General features: G+C 63.9%; 22 protein-coding genes. 11 read left to right on the top strand and 11 right to left on the bottom strand.

The window, feature by feature from the left end:
- Window positions 1-194: 194 nt before the first annotated feature.
- Window positions 195-503, top strand: coding sequence for a hypothetical protein (locus ACGLHT_RS00455; RefSeq protein WP_178076904.1), 309 nt, complete (start codon window positions 195-197; stop codon window positions 501-503).
- 393 nt (window positions 504-896) lie between these two features.
- Here the strand turns inward: ACGLHT_RS00455 and ACGLHT_RS00450 are convergent, their stop codons facing one another.
- The gene (locus ACGLHT_RS00450; RefSeq protein WP_137162703.1) at window positions 897-1,874 is read right to left on the bottom strand and encodes an NADPH:quinone reductase; all 978 of its coding nucleotides are present in this window, start codon (window positions 1,872-1,874) and stop codon (window positions 897-899) included.
- 134 nt (window positions 1,875-2,008) lie between these two features.
- On the opposite strand from ACGLHT_RS00450, the gene hemF reads away from it, so the two are divergent.
- Together hemF and aroE are read left to right on the top strand one after the other, a co-directional pair.
- Window positions 2,009-2,920 carry an oxygen-dependent coproporphyrinogen oxidase gene (hemF, locus tag ACGLHT_RS00445; RefSeq protein ID WP_104833667.1) on the top strand — a complete coding sequence of 304 codons (912 nt, stop codon included), beginning with the start codon at window positions 2,009-2,011 and terminating at the stop codon, window positions 2,918-2,920.
- Window positions 2,921-2,945: 25 nt separating this feature from the next.
- Window positions 2,946-3,770 carry a shikimate dehydrogenase gene (gene aroE / locus ACGLHT_RS00440; RefSeq protein ID WP_274078981.1) on the top strand — a complete coding sequence of 275 codons (825 nt, stop codon included), beginning with the start codon at window positions 2,946-2,948 and terminating at the stop codon, window positions 3,768-3,770.
- Between the two features lie 143 nt (window positions 3,771-3,913).
- Here aroE and ACGLHT_RS00435 read toward each other — a convergent pair whose 3' ends face one another.
- The 3 genes from ACGLHT_RS00435 to betC all read right to left on the bottom strand — a co-directional run bounded on the left by ACGLHT_RS00435 (window position 3,914) and on the right by betC (window position 8,070).
- On the bottom strand, window positions 3,914-5,479 hold the full coding sequence (locus ACGLHT_RS00435) for a SulP family inorganic anion transporter (RefSeq protein WP_274119892.1): 1,566 nt from the start codon (window positions 5,477-5,479) through the stop codon (window positions 3,914-3,916).
- Between the two features lie 129 nt (window positions 5,480-5,608).
- Window positions 5,609-6,538, bottom strand: coding sequence for a choline ABC transporter substrate-binding protein (gene choX, locus ACGLHT_RS00430; RefSeq protein ID WP_013970274.1), 930 nt, complete (start codon window positions 6,536-6,538; stop codon window positions 5,609-5,611).
- A gap of 14 nt (window positions 6,539-6,552) precedes the next feature.
- A complete protein-coding gene (gene betC / locus ACGLHT_RS00425) occupies window positions 6,553-8,070 on the bottom strand; it encodes a choline-sulfatase (protein ID WP_025337193.1) in 1,518 nt (505 codons plus the stop codon).
- Between the two features lie 108 nt (window positions 8,071-8,178).
- On the opposite strand from betC, the gene ACGLHT_RS00420 reads away from it, so the two are divergent.
- The gene (locus tag ACGLHT_RS00420) at window positions 8,179-9,078 is read left to right on the top strand and encodes a choline sulfate utilization transcriptional regulator (RefSeq protein WP_025337194.1); all 900 of its coding nucleotides are present in this window, start codon (window positions 8,179-8,181) and stop codon (window positions 9,076-9,078) included.
- A gap of 109 nt (window positions 9,079-9,187) precedes the next feature.
- On the opposite strand, the gene ACGLHT_RS00415 is transcribed toward ACGLHT_RS00420, so the two are convergent.
- Entirely contained in the window at window positions 9,188-9,805 is a 618-nt protein-coding gene (locus ACGLHT_RS00415) for an NAD(P)-dependent oxidoreductase (protein WP_137162706.1), read from the bottom strand.
- 52 nt (window positions 9,806-9,857) lie between these two features.
- Here ACGLHT_RS00415 and ACGLHT_RS00410 point away from each other — a divergent pair, with 52 nt between their 5' ends.
- Window positions 9,858-10,190 carry a DOPA 4,5-dioxygenase family protein gene (locus ACGLHT_RS00410; RefSeq protein WP_013970278.1) on the top strand — a complete coding sequence of 111 codons (333 nt, stop codon included), beginning with the start codon at window positions 9,858-9,860 and terminating at the stop codon, window positions 10,188-10,190.
- A 120-nt stretch (window positions 10,191-10,310) separates the two neighbouring features.
- On the opposite strand, the gene trpA is transcribed toward ACGLHT_RS00410, so the two are convergent.
- Complete coding sequence (gene trpA / locus ACGLHT_RS00405; RefSeq protein WP_015268450.1) at window positions 10,311-11,120, bottom strand: tryptophan synthase subunit alpha; 810 nt, start codon at window positions 11,118-11,120, stop codon at window positions 10,311-10,313.
- The gene (gene trpB, locus ACGLHT_RS00400; RefSeq protein WP_015268451.1) at window positions 11,117-12,334 is read right to left on the bottom strand and encodes a tryptophan synthase subunit beta; all 1,218 of its coding nucleotides are present in this window, start codon (window positions 12,332-12,334) and stop codon (window positions 11,117-11,119) included. The genes trpA and trpB overlap by 4 nt, the downstream gene beginning before the upstream one ends.
- Before the next feature lie 110 nt (window positions 12,335-12,444).
- On the opposite strand from trpB, the gene ACGLHT_RS00395 reads away from it, so the two are divergent.
- Window positions 12,445-13,341, top strand: coding sequence for a LysR family transcriptional regulator (locus tag ACGLHT_RS00395; RefSeq protein WP_025337196.1), 897 nt, complete (start codon window positions 12,445-12,447; stop codon window positions 13,339-13,341).
- Here the strand turns inward: ACGLHT_RS00395 and ACGLHT_RS00390 are convergent.
- A complete protein-coding gene (locus tag ACGLHT_RS00390; protein ID WP_003261039.1) occupies window positions 13,338-13,661 on the bottom strand; it encodes a YqjD family protein in 324 nt (107 codons plus the stop codon). The two genes, ACGLHT_RS00395 and ACGLHT_RS00390, sit on opposite strands and share 4 nt — an antisense overlap.
- A gap of 150 nt (window positions 13,662-13,811) precedes the next feature.
- On the opposite strand from ACGLHT_RS00390, the gene ACGLHT_RS00385 reads away from it, so the two are divergent.
- Window positions 13,812-14,027, top strand: a complete 216-nt coding sequence (locus tag ACGLHT_RS00385; protein ID WP_013970282.1) for a dodecin — start codon at window positions 13,812-13,814, stop codon at window positions 14,025-14,027.
- A 101-nt stretch (window positions 14,028-14,128) separates the two neighbouring features.
- Window positions 14,129-14,350: a DUF1161 domain-containing protein gene (locus ACGLHT_RS00380; RefSeq protein WP_003261041.1), complete on the top strand. Its 222-nt coding sequence runs from the start codon at window positions 14,129-14,131 to the stop codon at window positions 14,348-14,350.
- Window positions 14,351-14,448: 98 nt separating this feature from the next.
- On the opposite strand, the gene ACGLHT_RS00375 is transcribed toward ACGLHT_RS00380, so the two are convergent.
- Window positions 14,449-15,453: an LLM class flavin-dependent oxidoreductase gene (locus ACGLHT_RS00375; RefSeq protein WP_025337197.1), complete on the bottom strand. Its 1,005-nt coding sequence runs from the start codon at window positions 15,451-15,453 to the stop codon at window positions 14,449-14,451.
- Window positions 15,454-15,606: 153 nt separating this feature from the next.
- On the opposite strand from ACGLHT_RS00375, the gene ACGLHT_RS00370 reads away from it, so the two are divergent.
- Both ACGLHT_RS00370 and ACGLHT_RS00365 read left to right on the top strand, forming a co-directional pair.
- Entirely contained in the window at window positions 15,607-16,032 is a 426-nt protein-coding gene (locus tag ACGLHT_RS00370) for an OsmC family protein (RefSeq protein ID WP_013970285.1), read from the top strand.
- Window positions 16,033-16,105: 73 nt separating this feature from the next.
- Window positions 16,106-16,339, top strand: coding sequence for a DUF1161 domain-containing protein (locus ACGLHT_RS00365; RefSeq protein ID WP_003261043.1), 234 nt, complete (start codon window positions 16,106-16,108; stop codon window positions 16,337-16,339).
- 95 nt (window positions 16,340-16,434) lie between these two features.
- On the opposite strand, the gene ACGLHT_RS00360 is transcribed toward ACGLHT_RS00365, so the two are convergent.
- Window positions 16,435-16,848 carry a hypothetical protein gene (locus ACGLHT_RS00360; protein ID WP_013970286.1) on the bottom strand — a complete coding sequence of 138 codons (414 nt, stop codon included), beginning with the start codon at window positions 16,846-16,848 and terminating at the stop codon, window positions 16,435-16,437.
- 55 nt (window positions 16,849-16,903) lie between these two features.
- Window positions 16,904-17,317, bottom strand: a complete 414-nt coding sequence (locus tag ACGLHT_RS00355; RefSeq protein ID WP_015268455.1) for a hypothetical protein — start codon at window positions 17,315-17,317, stop codon at window positions 16,904-16,906.
- Window positions 17,318-17,402: 85 nt separating this feature from the next.
- On the opposite strand from ACGLHT_RS00355, the gene ACGLHT_RS00350 reads away from it, so the two are divergent.
- Complete coding sequence (locus tag ACGLHT_RS00350; protein ID WP_274119893.1) at window positions 17,403-18,476, top strand: aminopeptidase; 1,074 nt, start codon at window positions 17,403-17,405, stop codon at window positions 18,474-18,476.
- Window positions 18,477-18,529: the final 53 nt, after the last annotated feature.

Below are 18,529 nucleotides of genomic sequence, written 5' to 3'. Positions count from 1 at the left end.
GCCGTCGCCGAATAACTTGGCGATCGGGTGTGGTAACCCGGGTTCTGGGTGATCTTGGCAGTCCATGGCGGCTGTTCGCAGGAGGCTTCGTGCCTGCTGGGTTTTAGATCTCCCACCCGGTTTACCACCCTGCGTACAGCTGCCACCTATTCGTGTGGTAACGACTGGGTGGTGCCATGAAGCGAGATCTAGTGATGAAGAAGATTGTCCCCGATCCACCCCTACCCTGCACATCCACCCGCCCCTTCGGCCGCTGCGACGCCGGCCACGAACCGCTGTTCACCGTAAACCCGAACATTTCCGCCGAGGACGCCTTGGTTCATGTAGCTCTGTATCTGCGAGGCGCCTACGAAACGGGTTCGAAAGCCCTCGAGTACCTGCGCGAAGAAGGCCGTGGCATGTATTGGTCGAGCCTGCATTCCATTGAACTGGCGGAGGGATTGGTGGAGGCGATTCTCGATGGTATCGAGTCGATGCCAACCACCCGTCCTCCACAGGCATAGCGCCATATTCAAGGCCGACGCAATACCTGTGGGAGCGGGCGCGCCCGCGAACACCGGCGTAGCCGGTGCCATACACCGCAGTGCCCTCTTCGCGGGTAAACCCGCTCCCACAGGTATAACGCTGTATTCAAGGCTGGTGCAGTACCTGTGGGAGCGGGCGCGCCCGCGAACACCGGCGCAGCCGGCCATGCACCGCGGTGCCTGCTTCGCGGGCATGCCCGCTCCCACAGGGATGGCGCCGTATTCAAGGCCGACGCAGTACCTGTGGGAGCGGGTTCACCCGCGAACACCGGCGTAGCCGGTGCCATGCACCGCGGTGTCTTCTTCGCGGGTAAACCCGCTCCCACAGGTAAAGTGATTGGCCCCAGTTCTTGGGAACCTGTGGGAGTGGGCTCAGGGGATCAGTACAGTCGACCCCACAGTCCTGCGCGCCGACAGCTCCGCCTGCGCCTTGGCCGCCTCACTCAGCGGATAACGCTGCTGGATATCCACAACCAGCTTGCCGCTGCCAATCATCGCAAACAGGTCATCGGCCATGGCCTGGGTATTCTCGGCATTGTTGGCATAGGTCGCCAACGTGGGCCGGGTCACATACAGCGAGCCCTTCTGCGCCAGAATCCCCAGGTTAACCCCGCTAACCGCCCCCGAGGCATTGCCAAAGCTCACCATCAACCCGCGCGGCTGCAGGCAGTCCAGAGAGGTCAGCCAGGTGTCGGCACCCACACCGTCATACACCACCGGGCATTTCTTGCCGTCGGTCAGCTCCAGCACCCGCTGGGCCACGTCTTCACGGCTGTAATCGATGGTCGCCCACGCCCCCAGCGTCTTGGCCCGCTCGGCCTTCTCGGCAGAGCTCACGGTCCCGATCAGCTTGGCGCCCAAGGCCTTGGCCCACTGGCACGCCAACGAACCCACGCCGCCAGCTGCTGCGTGGAACAGGATCACGTCACCCGCCTTCACCTCATAGGTCTGCTTCAGCAGGTACTGCACGGTCAAACCCTTGAGCATCACTGCCGCTGCCTGCTCGAAGCTGATGTTATCGGGCAGCTTGACCAGGTTGGCCTCCGGCAACGTATGTACCTCGCTGTATGCCCCCAGCGGGCCACCGGCATGGGCCACGCGGTCCCCAACCTTCAGCCGCGTCACGCCCTCGCCCACAGCCTCGACCACGCCCGCCGCTTCCGTACCCAGCCCCGAAGGCAGGGATGGCGGCGCATACAGCCCGCTGCGGAAGTAGGTATCGATGAAGTTCAGGCCGATCGCATGGTTACGCACACGCACCTGCTGTGGCCCGGGCGGGGCAGGTTCGAACTCCACAAACTGCAGCACTTCCGGGCCGCCATGCTGGCTGAACTGGATACGCTTGGCCATCTCGCACTCCTGTCGTCGGGATCGGGAAAGGCTTCCTATCGGACGCCTTTGCTTGATCGCCGTCAACTGCGGCACGCGGGCTGGCGGTGGTATGCTACCCGGCGAATTCTTCCCTGCCCGCTCCTGGTGACCCGATGACTAGCCGCACCGAGGCCGTGAAAGCCTACCTGCTCGACCTGCAAGACCGCATCTGCTCTGCCCTCGAAACAGAAGACGGCGGCGCCCGCTTCGTCGAGGACGCCTGGGTGCGCGAAGCCGGCGGCGGGGGCCGCACGCGGGTGATCGGCGATGGCAAGGTGATCGAGAAAGGCGGGGTCAACTTTTCCCACGTGTTCGGCGCCGGTCTGCCGCCGTCGGCCAGTGCCCACCGCCCCGAGCTGGCGGGCCGTGGCTTCGAGGCCCTGGGCGTGTCGCTGGTGATCCACCCGCACAACCCGCATGTGCCCACTTCCCACGCCAACGTGCGCTTCTTCATCGCCGAAAAGGAAGGTGAAGAGGCTGTCTGGTGGTTCGGCGGCGGCTTCGACCTGACCCCGTACTACGGCAATGAAGAAGACTGCATCCACTGGCACCGTGTGGCCGAGCAGGCCTGCGCGCCGTTCGGCGCCGACGTGTACCCGCGCTACAAGGCCTGGTGCGACCGCTACTTCCACCTCAAGCACCGTGGCGAGCCACGCGGCATCGGTGGCTTGTTCTTCGATGACCTGAACGAGTGGGACTTCGACACCTGCTTCGCCTTCATCCGCGCCATCGGCGACGCCTACGTCAACGCCTACCTGCCGATCATCCAGCGCCGCAAGGACACCCCTTACACCCCGCAGCAGCGCGAGTTCCAGGAATACCGCCGTGGCCGCTACGTGGAGTTCAACCTGGTCTACGACCGTGGCACCCTGTTCGGCCTGCAGTCCGGTGGCCGCACCGAGTCCATCCTCATGTCGTTGCCGCCGCAGGTGCGCTGGGGCTACGACTGGAAGGCCGCGCCCGGCAGTGAAGAAGCGCGCCTGACCGAGTACTTCCTGCAGGACCGCGACTGGCTCGGCCAGTAAGCCTGTGGACAATCAAGGAGCCGTCATGGACCAGTACGTCGTTTTTGGTAACCCCATCGGCCACAGCAAGTCGCCGCTGATCCATCGTCTGTTCGCCGAACAGACCGGCCAGGACCTGGAATACGCCACCCTGCTGGCGCCGCTGGACGAGTTCAGCGACTGCGCGCGCGGCTTCTTCAAGCAAGGCAGCGGTGCCAACGTCACCGTGCCGTTCAAGGAAGAGGCCTTCCGCCTGTGCGACAGCCTGACCCCGCGTGCCCAGCGCGCTGGCGCGGTGAACACGCTGAGCAAGCTGGCCGATGGCACCCTGCAGGGCGACAACACCGATGGCGCTGGCCTGGTGCGCGACCTGACGGTGAATGCCGGGGTCGAACTGGCGGGCAAACGCATTCTGATCCTGGGTGCTGGTGGTGCGGTGCGTGGCGTGCTGGAGCCGATCCTGGCGCACAAACCGCAGTCGCTGGTGATAGCCAACCGTACCGTGGAAAAGGCCGAGCAGCTGGCGCGTGAGTTCGATGAACTGGGGCCGGTGGTGGCCAGTGGGTTTGCCTGGTTGCAGGAGCCGGTGGATGTGATCATCAATGCCACTTCGGCGAGCCTGGCCGGTGAGTTGCCGCCGATTGCCGACAGCCTGGTCGAGGCGGGGCGCACGGTTTGCTACGACATGATGTATGGCAAGGAGCCTACGCCGTTTTGCCAGTGGGCAGAGAAGTTGGGGGCGGCCAAAGTGCTGGATGGGCTGGGGATGCTGGCTGAGCAGGCGGCTGAGGCGTTCTTTATCTGGCGTGGGGTGCGGCCGGATACGGCGCCAGTGTTGGCTGAGTTGCGCCGGCAGCTGGCTCGGGGCTGAGATTGCCGGGGCCGCTTTGCGGCCCATCGCGACACAAGGCCGCTCCTACAGGGGACCGCGTCAGCAGGCATTGCTCGGTCGGTGTAGGAGCGGCCTTGCGTCGCGATGGGCTGCGCAGCAGCCCCAAAAATCTCAACCCAACATCACTCTTCAAACCGGATCGGACAAAGCTCCACCCCTTCCAGCTTCTGCAATTCCTCGATCACCTGTGGCCTGGCCCGGTGCAGGGTCAGACTCCCCCCCGCCCGCCGCAACCGCCGCGCCTCGCGGTGCAACATATCCACACCCGAGTAATCGATGAAGTTCACCTGCCGCGCATCGATCACCACATGCGGCCCCTGGCAGCGCTGCAAGCGCACCTGCAGGTAATGCGCCGCACCAAAGAAGATCGACCCGCCAACCCGCAGCACATCCGCCTCCCCTTCACGGCTCTGCTGCACCCGTGGCCGCGAGGTGCGCTTCAGATAGAAGAACAGCGACGCCAGCACTCCGGCATAGATCGCCGTCTGCAGCTCCAGCAACAAGGTCGCTGCCGCCGTCAGCGCCATTACCAGAAACTCCGAGCGGCTGACCCGGAACAGCGCACGAATCCCCTGGTGGTCCACCAACCCCCAGCAGATCAGCAGGATGCTGCCGGCCATGGCCGGAATCGGTAGGTGCGCGATCAGACCGGCCCCGGCAACGGCGAACACCGCCACCCACAGCGCCGAGAATACCCCGGCCATGGGCGAGCGGGCGCCGGCGTCGTAGCTCAGCCCGGAGCGGGTGAAGGAGCCGGAAGACAGGTAACCGGAGAAAAACGCACCGACGATGTTCGACAGGCCCTGTGCGCGTATTTCCTGGTCTGCGTCGATCAACTGCTCCGAACGTGCCGACAACGAGCGGGCGATCGACAGGCTGGTGACCAGCCCGAGCATGCCCACTGCCACGGCGCTGGGCAGCAGGCGCAGGATCAGTTCCACATCCAGCAAGGGCAGCGGGCTGAAGGGTGGCAGCTGGCCGGTGAATGCCGGCACACGCGGCACATGGCCAAAGAACCCAGGCAGCAGCCAGGCCAGCAGGCTTACCAAAATCAGGCTTATCAACAGGCTGGGCCAGCGTGGGCGCCAGAGCTTGAAGCCCACGCCGATCACTACTGTGGCCAGGCCCAGAATCAAGGACGGCAGGTCGACCTCGCCGGCATGGCTGGCCAGGTCCTGCACGGTCTTCAACGCCGTGGCCTGGCTTGGCAGGTCCATGCCCAGCAGGTTGGGCAACTGGCCCAGGGCAATGACGACAGCGGCGCCCAGGGTGAAGCCGAGCACCACGGAATGGGAGACGAAATTGACCAGTGCGCCGAAGCGCAAAAGCCCCAGCAGCAACTGGAAGATGCCGCCGACGAAGGTCAGCAGCAGCACCAAGGTGACATAGTCGGCGCTGCCGGCCACGGCCAGCGAGCTGATGCTGGCGTAGAGGACGATGGAGATAGCAGCCGTCGGGCCACAGATCAGGTGCCAGGAAGAGCCCCACAGGCAGGCGATCAGCACTGGCACGATGGCAGCGTACAGCCCGTACTCGGCCGGCAGGCCGGCGATCAGGGCGTAGGCGATGGATTGCGGCAGGGCGAGGATTGCACCGCTCAGGCCCACCAGCAGGTCCTGGCGCAGGCTGCGGCCCGATTGGCGGGGGAGCCAGGAGAGGAAGGGCAGCAGGTGAGTGAGGCGATGCATGGGTTATCCACAATCCTGAAATTGCACTGTCCCCTGTGGGAGCGGGTTTACCCGCGAATGCTGCAGTGAATCTACCGTCGCATTCGCGGGTGAACCCGCTCCCACAGGGATAGAGGTTTGCTTGTGAGGTTACAGTTTGGCTTTGACCGCCTCCAGCGCATTGCCATCGGCCTTGGTCGTCACCCCGGCCAACCACCCTTCCAGCAACTCGGGGTGCGCCTTCAGCCAAGCCTTGGCCGCATCATCGAAGCTGATCTTCTTGTCCACAACTTCGGCCATGATGGTGTTTTCCATGTCCAGCGTGAACTTCAGGTTACCCAGCAGCTTGGCCGCATTCGGGCAGGCTTGTGGATAACCCTTGCGGGTCAGGGTATACACCTCGCCCTTGCTGCCAAACCACTTCTCCCCGCCGCTCAGGTAATGCATCTTCAGCTTCACGTTCATCGGGTGCGGGGTCCAGCCGAGGAAGGTGATGAACTGCTGTTTCTTCACCGCTCGGTCGACCTGCGCCAGCATCGCCTGCTCGCTGGACTCCACCAGCTTCCACTGGCCGAGGTTGAATTCATTCTTGTCGATGATTTCCTTCAACGACAGGTTGGCCGGTGCCCCGGAACCGATCCCGTACAGCTTCTTGTCGAACTGGTCGGCGTGTTTCTGCAAGTCGGCGAAATCCTTCACCCCGGCATTCCACACATAGTCGGGCACTGCCAGGGTGAACTCGGTTCCTTCCAGGTTGCGTGAAAGCTGCTGCACATCGCCGTTGGCGATGAACTTGTCATGAAAGCCCTGCTGTGCCGGCATCCAGTTGCCGAGGAAGGCATCGACGCGGCCATCCTTGAGGCCGCCGTAGATGATCGGCACGGCCAGGCTGTCGATTTTCACTTGGTAACCCAGGCTTTCCAGAAGCAGGCGGGCCAAGGCGTTGGTCGTGGCGATGTCGCTCCAGCCGGGGTCGGCCATCTTCACGGTGGTGCATTGCGCGTCGCTGTCGGCGGCGTGGGCCGTGGCGGTACCCAGGCTCAGGGCCAGGGCGAACACGGCGGCGGAGAACTTGTGCATGGCGGCCTCTTTTCTCAATCCAGGGGGGCGGGCTGTGGATAACGTGCCTTGCGCTCGAGGTCGTCGAGATCGATGTGGTTGCGCATGTACTGTTGGCTGGCATCCACCAACGGTTGGTGGTCCCAGCTTTTCAGCTTGCCGATGGCCAGCGCCTCGGCCACCAGGCGGCGGCGCCGCTGGCTGGCAAGAACCTGCTGGCGCAGGCTGGGGATATCCCAACGTTGCTGTGCTTCATCGACAAATGCCTGCAGCAGCGCTTGGTGTTCCGGGCTGCCGGTGAGGTTCTCCCGCTCGTGCGGGTCGCGGCTCAGGTCATAGAGTAGGCATGGGTCGTCTTCGCTGTACACGAACTTGTACGGCCCGCGGCGGATCATCATCAGCGGGCCGACGGTGCCTTCGGCCATGTATTCGCCGATCACTTCGTCATGGCCGCCCTGCCCTTGCAGGTGGCCGACCAGCGAGCGGCCATCCAGGTGCAGGTGGTTATCCACAGCACCTCCGGCCAGCTCGACCAGGGTCGGCAGCAGGTCGCAGGTAGACACCGAGGCACTGACCCGGGCTGGCGCGAAGCGCTTCGGCGCGTGCACCAGCAGCGGCACCCGCGCCGACATCTCGAACCAGTGCATCTTGTACCAGAGGCCACGCTCGCCAAGCATGTCGCCGTGGTCGCCGGAGAACACGATCAGGGTGTCGTCGGCCAGGTTGCATTCCTCCAGGGTCTGCAGCAGCAGGCCGATATTGTCATCGATGTAGCTGCAGGCGCCGAAGTAGGCACGGCGGGCGTCACGGATCTTGTCCACAGGCAGCGGCTTGTTCCACAGGTCGTAGACCTTCAGCAGGCGCTGTGAGTGCGGGTCGAGTTCTGCCTGGTCGAATTCGGCGCGGGGCATGGGGATATCCACACCCTCGTAGCGATCCCAATAGCGCCGGGGGATGGTGTAGGGGTCGTGCGGGTGGGTCATCGACACGGTCAGGCAGAACGGTCGGCCATCGTTTTCGCGCACATGGTCGTACAGGTACTGGCGCGCCTTGAACACCACCTCCTCGTCGAAATCCAGCTGGTTGGTGCGCACGCACGGGCCGGCCTGCAGTACCGAGGACATGTTGTGATACCAGCTCGGGCGCACGTCCGGCTCATCCCAGTTCACCGCCCAGCCGTAGTCGGCGGGGTAGATATCGCTGGTCAGGCGTTCTTCGTAGCCATGCAGTTGGTCCGGGCCGCAGAAGTGCATCTTGCCCGACAGCGCGGTGCGGTAGCCAAGGCGGCGCAGATAGTGGGCGTAGGTCGGCACATCGGCGGGGAAGTCGGCGGCGTTGTCGTAGGCGCCGATGCGACTGGGCAACTGGCCGCTGACCAGGGTAAAGCGCGACGGCGCGCACAACGGGCTGTTGCAGTAAGCCGAGTCGAACACCACCGCCTGTTCGGCAAGGCGGCTCAGGTGCGGCATCTGGATCGGCGAAGAGGCGTAGATCGGCAGCAAGGGCGCGGCCATCTGGTCGGCCATGATGAACAGGATATTCGGGCGCGTCATGGTGGCTTCCATCGTTGAGGGTTATGCGAACCGCTTGCCTATCAAGATGCGACTGTGGATAACATGGGTAAAGCCCACGGTGGGCAATGACTGGGATTAGCCACGCTTATGTTTGACCACCTTGCCGAGCTGTCGCTGGATACCTTGCGCGTGTTCGAGGCCGCCGCACGGTTGCGCGGCTTTACCGCCGCGGCGCTGGAGCTGGGTACCACGCAGCCAGCGGTGAGCCAGCAAGTAAAACGGCTGGAGGCACAGTTGGGCACGCGCCTGTTCGACCGCATTTACCGGGGTATCGAGCTGACCGAGGCTGGCCAGGTGCTGTTCGAACAGGTGCATCAGGGCCTGCAGGCCATGGAGGACGGCATCGCCCAGGCCAGTGGGCGCGGCCAGCGCGAAGTGCTGCAGGTGGCTACCGACTTCGCCTTTGCGGCGTTCTGGCTGATGCCACGGCTGCAGCGTTTTCACGAGGCTTATCCACAGGTGGACGTGAGCCTGGTGACCGGTGAGCGCAGTCAGGGCATGTTGCGACCGGACATCGATGTGGCGGTGCTGTTTGGCGACGGGCGTTTTCACCAGGGCGAGAGCCGCTGGCTCTTCGATGAGGAGGTTTTCCCTGTGTGCAGCCCCCGGCTGATTCATGGCAAACCCTTGTCAGCCGTGGCTTTGCAACGATTGCCCTTGCTGCACTTGAAGGGCGAGCAGGCTAGCCGTTGGTTTGACTGGGCGGGGGTGTTTCGCGGGTTTGGTGTGGCCAGCCCGCCGCCGGCCGGGCAGTTGCGGTTTGATAACTATACGTTGTTGATCCAGGCGGCGATTGCCGGGCAAGGGGTGGCGATTGGCTGGGGGCACCTGGTGGATGGGCTGGTGGAGCAAGGGTTGCTATGCCGGCCGTTGGAGGGGAGTTTGCGCTCGGCGCGCGGGTATTACGCGGTGCTGCCACCACGCAAGCGGCGTGGGGCGTTGATCGAGCGGTTTGTGGATTGGCTGGAGCAAGAGCGTAGCCTTTGAGATTTTGGGGCCGCTTTGCGGCCCATCGCGACACAAGGCCGCTCCTACAAGGCCGGCCCGTGTAGGAGCGGCCTTGTGTCGCGATGGGCTGCACAGCAGCCCCGGCAATCTAGACCACGAAGTTCAGATGCTCGCCCCGGTGCAAATCCAGCTCCAGTATATCCACCATCCCTGCCGCGACCCTGGCCAGGTGCCGCAACGGCTCGGCCAACCCCGGCTCCAGCGTACCTTCGGTGCTGCGAAAATGCTCCATCCCCAACCCGGCCAGTTCCTGCGGGGCATTGATCAGCGTCCAGTGCAACGCACTGCGCTGTAACCCGTCCACCACCTGGTCCACACACTCCCGCTCCGCCTCGCTGTACTTGCCCGGCTCATCCAGCACATCGAAATCGCCCACCAGCAGCAGCCGGCGTATAGTCGTACGTTTCAGCCCCGCCACCAGCGCCTCGCTCATGCGGGCTTGCCCGGGCAGATCGCCCGGCGCCAGCGTCGACAACAGGGCAATTACTGCCGACCCGCCTGCCGCGCCCTGCTCCGCCTGGTTGGCATCGCCCAGCCCGCCTATCTTGAAATGCAGGCCGGGGCGCGGCGCGTGGCGGTTGAGGTCGTCGACCACGGCGGTGACTTCGTGCTGGCGCGACAGCAGCTCTACCATCAGGGCGTTGCCCAGGCTGCTTTCAGGCCCGAACAGGACCAGTTTGAACACTGGGGTTTCGGCATTTTTCACTGCATCACTCCCTTTGCAGGTGGTGATGGTTGGACCGCAATCAGGAGTTATCGTGCAGAGGATCAAGGGTTACCACGCCCACGTTTACTACGACGCAGCGACCATGGACCAGGCCCGTGAACTGTGCGAGGAGGCGGCGCGGCTGTTTCCCGTGACCATGGGGCGCATGCACCAGAAACCGGTGGGGCCGCACCCGGACTGGAGCTGCCAGCTGGCCTTCGAGCCGGAGTTTGTGGGGGTGGTGCTGCCGTGGTTGGCGCTGTATCGGAAGGGGTTGGTGGTGTTCATGCACCCGCTGACCGGTGATGAACTGGCGGACCACCGTGACCATGCGATCTGGATGGGGGCGGTGCGGCCGCTGGATCTGTCGATTTTCGGGGGATAGGCCTCTATAGCCTGTGCTGGCCTCTTCGCGGGCAAGCCCGCTCCCACAGGTCCTCCACAGCTTTCAGCATCTGTGTTGTCCCTGTGGGAGCGGGCGTGCCCGCGAAGCAGGCGACGCGGTTTAACGGCGGGCGCCGCGCACCCCTTCAGCCAGTGCCGAGCACAGGCTCAATACATCGTTGACTGCCTGCTCGGCACTCTTTGCCTGGGCAATCTTGTCGACCAGTGCCGAGCCCACCACCACGCCGTCCGACAGGCGGGCGATAGCCGCAGCCTGCTCCGGCGTACGAATACCGAAACCAACGCTGATCGGCAGATCGGTATGCCGACGCAGGCGGGCAATGGCTTCGGTCACGTGCTCGGTGGTCGCCGAGCCGGCGCCGGTGACACCGGCCACCGACACGTAGTAGACGAACCCGGAGCTGCGCTCCAGCACGCGCGGCAGGCGCGCGTCGTCTGTGGTCGGGGTGGTCAGGCGGATGAAGTCGATACCCGCAGCCTGGGCCGGGGTCGCCAGTTCGGCGTCGTGCTCTGGCGGCAGGTCGACGATGATCAGGCCATCGACACCCGCTTGCTTGGCTTCGGCCACGAACTTTTCCACGCCAAAGCGGTGGATCGGGTTGTAGTAACCCATCAGTACGATCGGTGTGGCCTGGTTATCCACACGGAATTCGCGAACCATCTGCAGGGTCTTGGCCAGGGTCTGACCGGCTTCCAGGGCACGCAGGGTGGCCAGCTGGATGGCCACGCCGTCGGCCATCGGGTCGGTGAACGGCATGCCCAGTTCGATCACATCGGCACCGGCTGCCGGCAGGCCCTTGAGGATCTGCAGCGAGGCGTCATAGCCCGGGTCGCCCGCGGTGACGAAGGTGACCAGTGCCGAGCGGCCTTCGGCCTTCAGCTCGGCGAAGCGTTGTTCAAGACGGCTCATGCCTGTTTCTCCTGGGCGGCCATGTGGTTCATGACGGTTTGCATGTCTTTGTCGCCGCGGCCCGACAGGCACACGACCATCAGGTGGTCCTTGGGCAGCTTCGGTGCGCGCTTGATCGCCTCGGCCAGGGCGTGGGAGCTTTCCAGGGCCGGGATGATGCCTTCCAGGCGGCAGGTGGCGTGGAACGCATCCAGCGCTTCGTCGTCGGTGATGCTGACGTACTCGACACGCTTCACTTCGTGCAGGTAGGCGTGCTCCGGGCCGATGCCCGGGTAGTCCAGGCCGGCGGAAATCGAGTGGGCGTCGGTGATCTGGCCGTCTTCGTCCTGCAGCAGGTAGGTGCGGTTGCCGTGCAGCACGCCCGGTACCCCGCCGTTCAGGCTGGCGGCGTGCTTGTCGGTGTGCACGCCATGGCCACCGGCTTCGACGCCGATGATCTGCACGCTTGGCTCTTCGAGGAACTCATGGAACAGGCCCATGGCGTTGGAGCCGCCACCGACGCAGGCAACCAGGCTGTCTGGCAGGCGGCCTTCCTTCTCTTGCAGCTGGGCGCGGGTTTCCTTGCCGATGATCGACTGGAAGTCGCGGACCATGGCCGGGTACGGGTGCGGGCCGGCCACGGTGCCGATCAGGTAGAAGGTGTCTTCGACGTTGGTGACCCAGTCGCGCAGGGCCTCGTTCATGGCGTCCTTCAGAGTGCCGGTGCCGGCGGTGACCGGGACGATCTCGGCGCCCAGCAGCTTCATGCGGAACACGTTGGCCTGCTGGCGCTCGATGTCGGTGGCGCCCATGTAGATCACGCAAGGCAGGCCGAAGCGGGCAGCGACGGTGGCGGTGGCCACGCCGTGCATGCCGGCGCCGGTTTCGGCGATCAGGCGCTTCTTGCCCATGCGCTTGGCCAGCAGCACCTGGCCGATGCAGTTGTTCACCTTGTGCGCGCCGGTGTGGTTGAGTTCTTCACGCTTGAAGAAGATCTTCGCGCCGCCGCAGTGCTCGGTCAGGCGCTCGGCGAAGTACAGCGGGTTGGGGCGGCCGATGTAGTCGCGCTGGAAGTAGGCCAGCTCTTCGAGGAACTTGGGGTCTGCCTTGGCCGCTTCGTATTCGCGGGCCAGGTCCAGCACCAGTGGCATCAGGGTTTCGGCCACGTAGCGGCCGCCGAACGAGCCGAACAGGCCGTTGGCGTCGGGGCCGGGGCGGTATTGGGACTGGGTCATGGGGCGCTCCAGGGCGTAATGAATGAGTGATGGGCTTTACTCTAACCACGGCAAGCCCGGCTGAAAACCGATAAGATTGCGCAAACTTGTCAGAAAAACTCACAGGTAAAATGGCCCACGACCTCCCTCCTCTCAATGCCCTGCGGGCCTTCGAGGCTACCGCACGGCTCAACAGCGTCAGCCAGGCGGCCGAAGCGCTGCACGTCACCCATGGCGCCGTCAGCCGGCAGATCAAGGTACTTGAAGAGCACCTGGGCGTCGCGCTGTTCGTGAAGGACGGGCGTGGCATCAAACTCACAGATGCCGGCGTACGTCTGCGCGATGCCAGTAGCGAAGCCTTCGACCGCCTGCGCAGCGTGTGCGCCGAGCTCAGCCACGATGTCAGCGAGGCGCCGTTCGTGCTGGGCTGCTCGGGCAGCCTGCTGGCTCGTTGGTTCATCCCGCGGTTGGGCCGGCTACAGGCGGATTTGCCAGAGCTGCGTCTACACCTGTCGGCCGGTGAAGGCGATCTGGACCCGCGGCGGCCAGGGCTGGATGCGCTGCTGGTGTATGCCGAGCCGCCATGGCCGGCGGACATGCAGGTGCATGTGCTGGCCGAGGAGCGCATCGGGCCGGTGCTCAGCCCGCATTTCGCCGGTTTCGAGCGCTTGCAGGGCGCGCCGGCCAAGGCTTTGCTGGGCGAAGCCTTGCTGCACACCACCTCGCGCCCGCAGGCTTGGCCGACCTGGGCGCTGGAACAGGGGTTGGAGCCGGCGACCCTGCACTATGGCCAGGCTTTCGAGCACCTGTATTACCTGCTGGAAGCTGCGGTGGCCGGGTTGGGTGTGGCGATTGCGCCGCAGCCGCTGGTCGCTGATGACCTGCGGGCGGGCCGTTTGAGTGCGCCGTGGGGCTTTTCACCTACCCCTGCGGCATTGGCGCTGTGGGTGCCCAGGCGCGCCGCGGACGGGCGCGCCGAGCAGTTGGCGCAGTGGCTAAGGGCAGAACTGGCGCGACAGGGCGCTTAGTTGCGTTTGCACATCAGGTACGCCGCCAGCAGGCCTAGCGCGCCAATGGCGACGCCGGCGGTGGTGTATGGGTGTTCCTGGGCATAGTCGCGGGTGGCGATGCCGGTCTGGCGGGTGCGGTGCTTCACTTCCTCGTAGGCATCGCTCAACAGGTGGCGCGAATGACGCAGGGCACTCTCGGCGTTGCTGCGGATTGCCTTCACCGATTTCTGGGACTCCTCCGACGCATCATGCTTGAGGTTTTCCAGGCTTTTCAGAAGGCTCTCGATCTCCGCTTCCATGCTTTCCAGGGACGTTCTACGCAGCGAATTGCGGTGCATGTTGACTCTCCTTTGCAGTATGGACTGTAAGGATTGCGACCTTGGGCCCGCAGGAAAGTGCGATCGAACTTTCGCCAATGGTGACCGCTCGCAGGTAAACCAGGCCTGCGCTGCTAGGCTCAATCTCACCATCATCCGAGGAGAGCGCTCATGACCGATCATCACACCTACAAGAAGATAGAACTGGTGGGGTCTTCGACCACCAGCATCGAAGAGGCGATCAACAATGCCCTGGCCGAAGCCGGCAAGAGCATCAAGCACCTGGAGTGGTTCGAAGTGATAGATACCCGTGGCCATATCCGTGACAACAAGGCGGCGCACTTCCAGGTCACGCTGAAGGTCGGCTTCCGTATCGCCAATAGCTGAAACACTGCCGGGCTGGATGAGCCCGGCATGATGGGGTATTTAGGGAGGGGGCGCCTTGGCGGGCGCCCTTTCTGATTTCATCTGCACAAGGAAAGCGAGTGATGAACAAACTGATTCTGGCGCTGGGCCTGATGACCCTGGCCGGTGGTGCGCTGGCGGCGGGCAAGCCGTGCGAGGAGCTCAAGGCAGAGATTGCGGCCAAGCTGGATGCCAAGGGTGTTACCGGCTACAAGCTGGAGATCGTCGACAAGGGCGACCCGGCCGGCAAGGTGATTGGCAGCTGCGAGGCTGGTACCAAGGAGATTGTGTACCGGCGCGGCTAGTGTGCTGGCTTCTTCGCGGGCTCGCCCGCTCCCACAGGGATATCACAGGCCTGAGAGCGACGCTGTACCTGTGGGGGCGGGCAAGCCCGCGAAGAAGATCACGCGGCCTTGAGAGCCTGCGCCATCAGTTCATAGGACCGAATCCGGTCCGCATGCTCATACAAATCACAGGTAAAGATCAGTTCATCTGCCCCGGTCTGCTCCAGCAGCACTTCCACCTTGGCCCGCACCTTCTGCGGGCTACCGATCATCGCCAGGCCGAGGAAGCTGCCCACCGCATCCCGTTCATGGGGTAGCCACAACCCGTCCATGCTTTCCACCGGCGGCTTCTGCATCAGGCTCTGCCCGCGAATCAGCGCGAGGATGCGCTGGTACACCGACGTGGCCAGGTACTCGGCCTTTTCGTCGGTTTCCGCCACCACCATGGGGATGCCCAGCATCACATACGGCTTGTCCAATGTGGTCGAGGGCTTGAAGTGGTTGCGGTACACGCGGATCGCCTCGTGCATGTAGCGCGGCGCAAAGTGCGAGGCGAAGGCGTAGGGCATGCCGCGCATGCCGGCCAGTTGAGCGCTGAACAGGCTGGAGCCGAGCAGCCACATCGGTACGTCGGTGTCGTGCCCTGGCACGGCGATCACTTTTTGATCATCGGTACGCGGGCCGAGGTAGCGTGACAGTTCCTCGACATCGTCCGGGAAGTCATCCGGGCCGCCGGCGCGGTCGCGGCGCAGGGCGTAGGCGGTCATCTGGTCGGAACCCGGCGCGCGGCCCAACCCCAGGTCGATGCGCCCCGGGTACAGGCTGGCCAGGGTGCCGAACTGCTCGGCGATCACCAGCGGCGCATGGTTGGGCAGCATGACCCCGCCAGAGCCCACGCGAATGCTCGAGGTACCCCCCGCCAGGTAGCCGATCAGCACCGAAGTCGCCGAACTGGCGATGCCGTCCATGTTGTGGTGCTCGGCCACCCAGAAGCGGTTGTAGCCAAAGCGCTCGACGTGCTGCGCCAGGTCCAGCGAGTTGCGCAGCGACTGCGCCGGGCCGGCGTCGGCGCGTACTGGCACCAGGTCGAGGGTGGAAATCTTCAGGTCACGCAGCTGCGTCATGGAGCCTCCGCAAAGGTATTTGGCCACAGGCCTTTTCAACTCTGTATGGGCACATTCGACGGATTCAATGCTTGCCGTGCGATTGCTCTGAACTTGCCGTAGGCGGCTGACCTCTGAAGCCATAAGCATGTAAACCCGAGACCAGGAGGCATCATGAAAAAGACAGCATCGGCGATCTGGCAAGGTGGCCTGAAGGACGGCAAAGGCCTGCTTTCTACCGAAAGCGGCGCGCTAAAGCAGAACCCCTACGGCTTCAATACCCGTTTCGAGGGCTCGCCCGGGACCAACCCGGAGGAGCTGATCGGCGCGGCGCACGCCGGCTGCTTCTCGATGGCACTGTCGATGATGCTGGGCGAAGCGGGGTTCACCCCGGACAGGATCGACACCGCTGCCGAAGTGACACTCGACAAGCAAGCTGATGGCTTTGCCATTACGGCGGTGCATCTGGTGCTCAGGGCCAAGGTGCCTGGGGCGAGTGAAGCGCAGTTCTTGCAGATCGCCGACAAGGCCAAGGCCGGGTGCCCGGTGTCCAAGGTGCTGAACGCGAAGATCAGCCTGGATGCGGCACTGGTGGGTTGAAGCAGTGCAATGAGGGCGGTTTGTTGTAGTCTAAACAGCGTCGGCAGCACGCTGCCCTTTCAGGAGCCGTTTCATGATTCGCGTAGCAATCACCGTGTTGGCTTCCCTGGTCGCCACATCTGCGTTGGCGGCGGTCAAGCCGTGCGAGGAGCTCAAAGCCGAGATCGAGGCCAAGATCCAGGCCCAGGGTGTTTCGTCCTATACCCTGGAGATCGTGCCCAACAGCGAGGTCAAGGACCAGAACATGGTCGTCGGGACCTGCGATGGTGGGACCAAGAAGATCATTTATCAGAAGAATGATCGGTAGGTTCAGGATTTTGGGGGCCGCTTTGGGCCCTATCGCGACACAAGGCCGCTCCTACAGGGATCGCGTATCTCCTGTAGGAGCAATGCAGCCCCAGGTCAAGGAATGCAGAACACCTCGCTAGGCTCGTTCACCACCACCTTGCGGCTGCCGTCATACAGCAGCACCTGCGGTTCCATCACCGGCGCCCGTGCCTCCAGGCGATAGCGTTCACCGGCCTTGAAGTTGTCAAAGCGCACGGTCAGGTAACAGGTACGGTCCCTGGGCTGGGTCATGAGGCCGCCCCCATATATCTCGTAATCGAAGCGCACTACCAGTTCGTGCTTGCCTGGCGTCACCTGGAAGTAGCGGCCATCCTCCAGGCGCTTGCCGTCGAGGCGGTCGGCCATGATCACCCTGCCGGGAGTCATGGTGTACAGGTCGACCCAGGCCTGCTTGGGGTCGACGGGCGGCAAGGGGCTGGCGCAAGCCCCCAGTGCACTGAGGGCGATCAGCATCATGGGCTGGCGCATGGCAAGACTCCCACTTGCGATTCATAGGCTACAAGCATAGCGCCGTTTGTGCGTTTCAGGTGCGCTGGCAACCTGCAGGCAAGCCCTGGCCAACCAGTTTTTGCTGATGGTCGTAGAGTTTGATCCAGGGGCGGAAACCGATGCTGCCAGCCTGCAGCTGGTAGCGCTGGCCGGCACTGAAATCCTTGAAGGTCAGTTTGACCTGGCAATCCCGCCACAAAGGCTCCTCGACCGGGCCGATATTGCTGGGGGTAACCGGAAACTGGTAGCGCACGGTCAGCTCGTGGCTGCCGGGCTGTACTTCGAAATAACGGCTGTCGGCCCAGTCGCGTTCATCTACCTGCACGGCGTGCAGCGAGGTGTTGTCGTAGGGCGTGAGGTCGATCCAGGCCTGGTTCGGGTCCGGGTCTGGCAAGGTCGAACAGGCGGATATCAGCAACAGTGACCCGGTGACCAACAGTGCACGCATGGCGAAACTCCCCCTTGGCGAGATAGTCTTGGAGTGAATCGGCCTTGAGCGAGTCAGACAGTCCCGGATGCTTCGACTTATTCTTATGCAGCGCTCAGGCCCTGGGCCACTCGACCTTGTTTTCACCCGTTTGGTTCCCCTGCTTGCGGTGCTCCTGCTGAACGGTTGCAGCAGCGCCGCCTACTATGGACAGTTGGCCGAGGGCCAGTGGCAGCTGCTACGCGCACGGCAGCCAGTGGATCAGGTAGTGGCCAACCCGGCCACTTCAGCGCAATTGCGCGCGCGCCTGGAACACGCCAAGCAGGCACGGGCATTTGCCAGCCAGCAGCTGAAGCTGCCGGACAACCGCAGCTACCGGGTGTACGCCGACCTTGGCCGGCCCTACGTGGTATGGAATGTGTTCGCCACCCCCGAGCTGTCGTTGCAGCCAGTGACGCACTGCTTCCCGATCGCAGGGTGTGTGGCCTATCGCGGCTATTACCAGCAAGGCGCGGCGCGTGGGGCGGCGGCGTTGATGCGCCAGGACGGCATGGATGTATACGTGGGCGGCGTGGAGGCCTATTCGACCCTGGGCTGGTTCGACGACCCGATCCTGTCGTCGATGGTGGGTTGGAGCGACGAGCGCCTGGCCGCGCTGATCTTCCATGAGCTGGCCCACCAGCGCTTCTATGTGCAGGACGACACCGAGTTCAACGAGTCGTTTGCCTCATTCGTCGAGCAGGAAGGCACGCAGCAATGGCGCGTGGCGCGGGGCCTTGCTGCCTCTGGCGGGGAGCAGGGGCAGCAGCGTGAGCAATTCATCCGGTTGGTGCTTGCCAGCCGCGAGCGGTTGCAGGCGATTTATGCCGGGCCTCTGGATGATGCGCAGAAGCGGACGGCCAAGCAGGCGGAGTTCGAGCGGCTTAGGCGGGAATACCGGCAGGTGCGTGATGCCCAGTGGGGTGGTGACAAGCGCTATGACGCCTGGATGTATGGGCCGATGAGCAATGCCAAGTTGCTGCCGTTCGGGCTGTATGACCAATGGGTACCGGCGTTTGCGGCGGTGTTCCGTGAGGTTGGCGGGGATTGGCAGCGTTTTTATCACCGGGTCGAGCAATTGGGGCGGTTGCCGATCGATGAGAGGAAGGCGGCCTTACGGCGGTTGATGGTTAGCCGGTGAGATTTTGGGGCCGCCTTGCGGCCCATCGCGACACAAGGCCGCTCCTACAGAAG

The sequence above is a fragment of the Pseudomonas sp. PsB genome, assembly GCF_043658375.1.
GTDB classification, from domain to species: domain Bacteria; phylum Pseudomonadota; class Gammaproteobacteria; order Pseudomonadales; family Pseudomonadaceae; genus Aquipseudomonas; species Aquipseudomonas putida_Z.
Note: the sequence above shows the minus strand (reverse complement) of the source record. Positions and strands in the feature narration are given on the sequence as shown.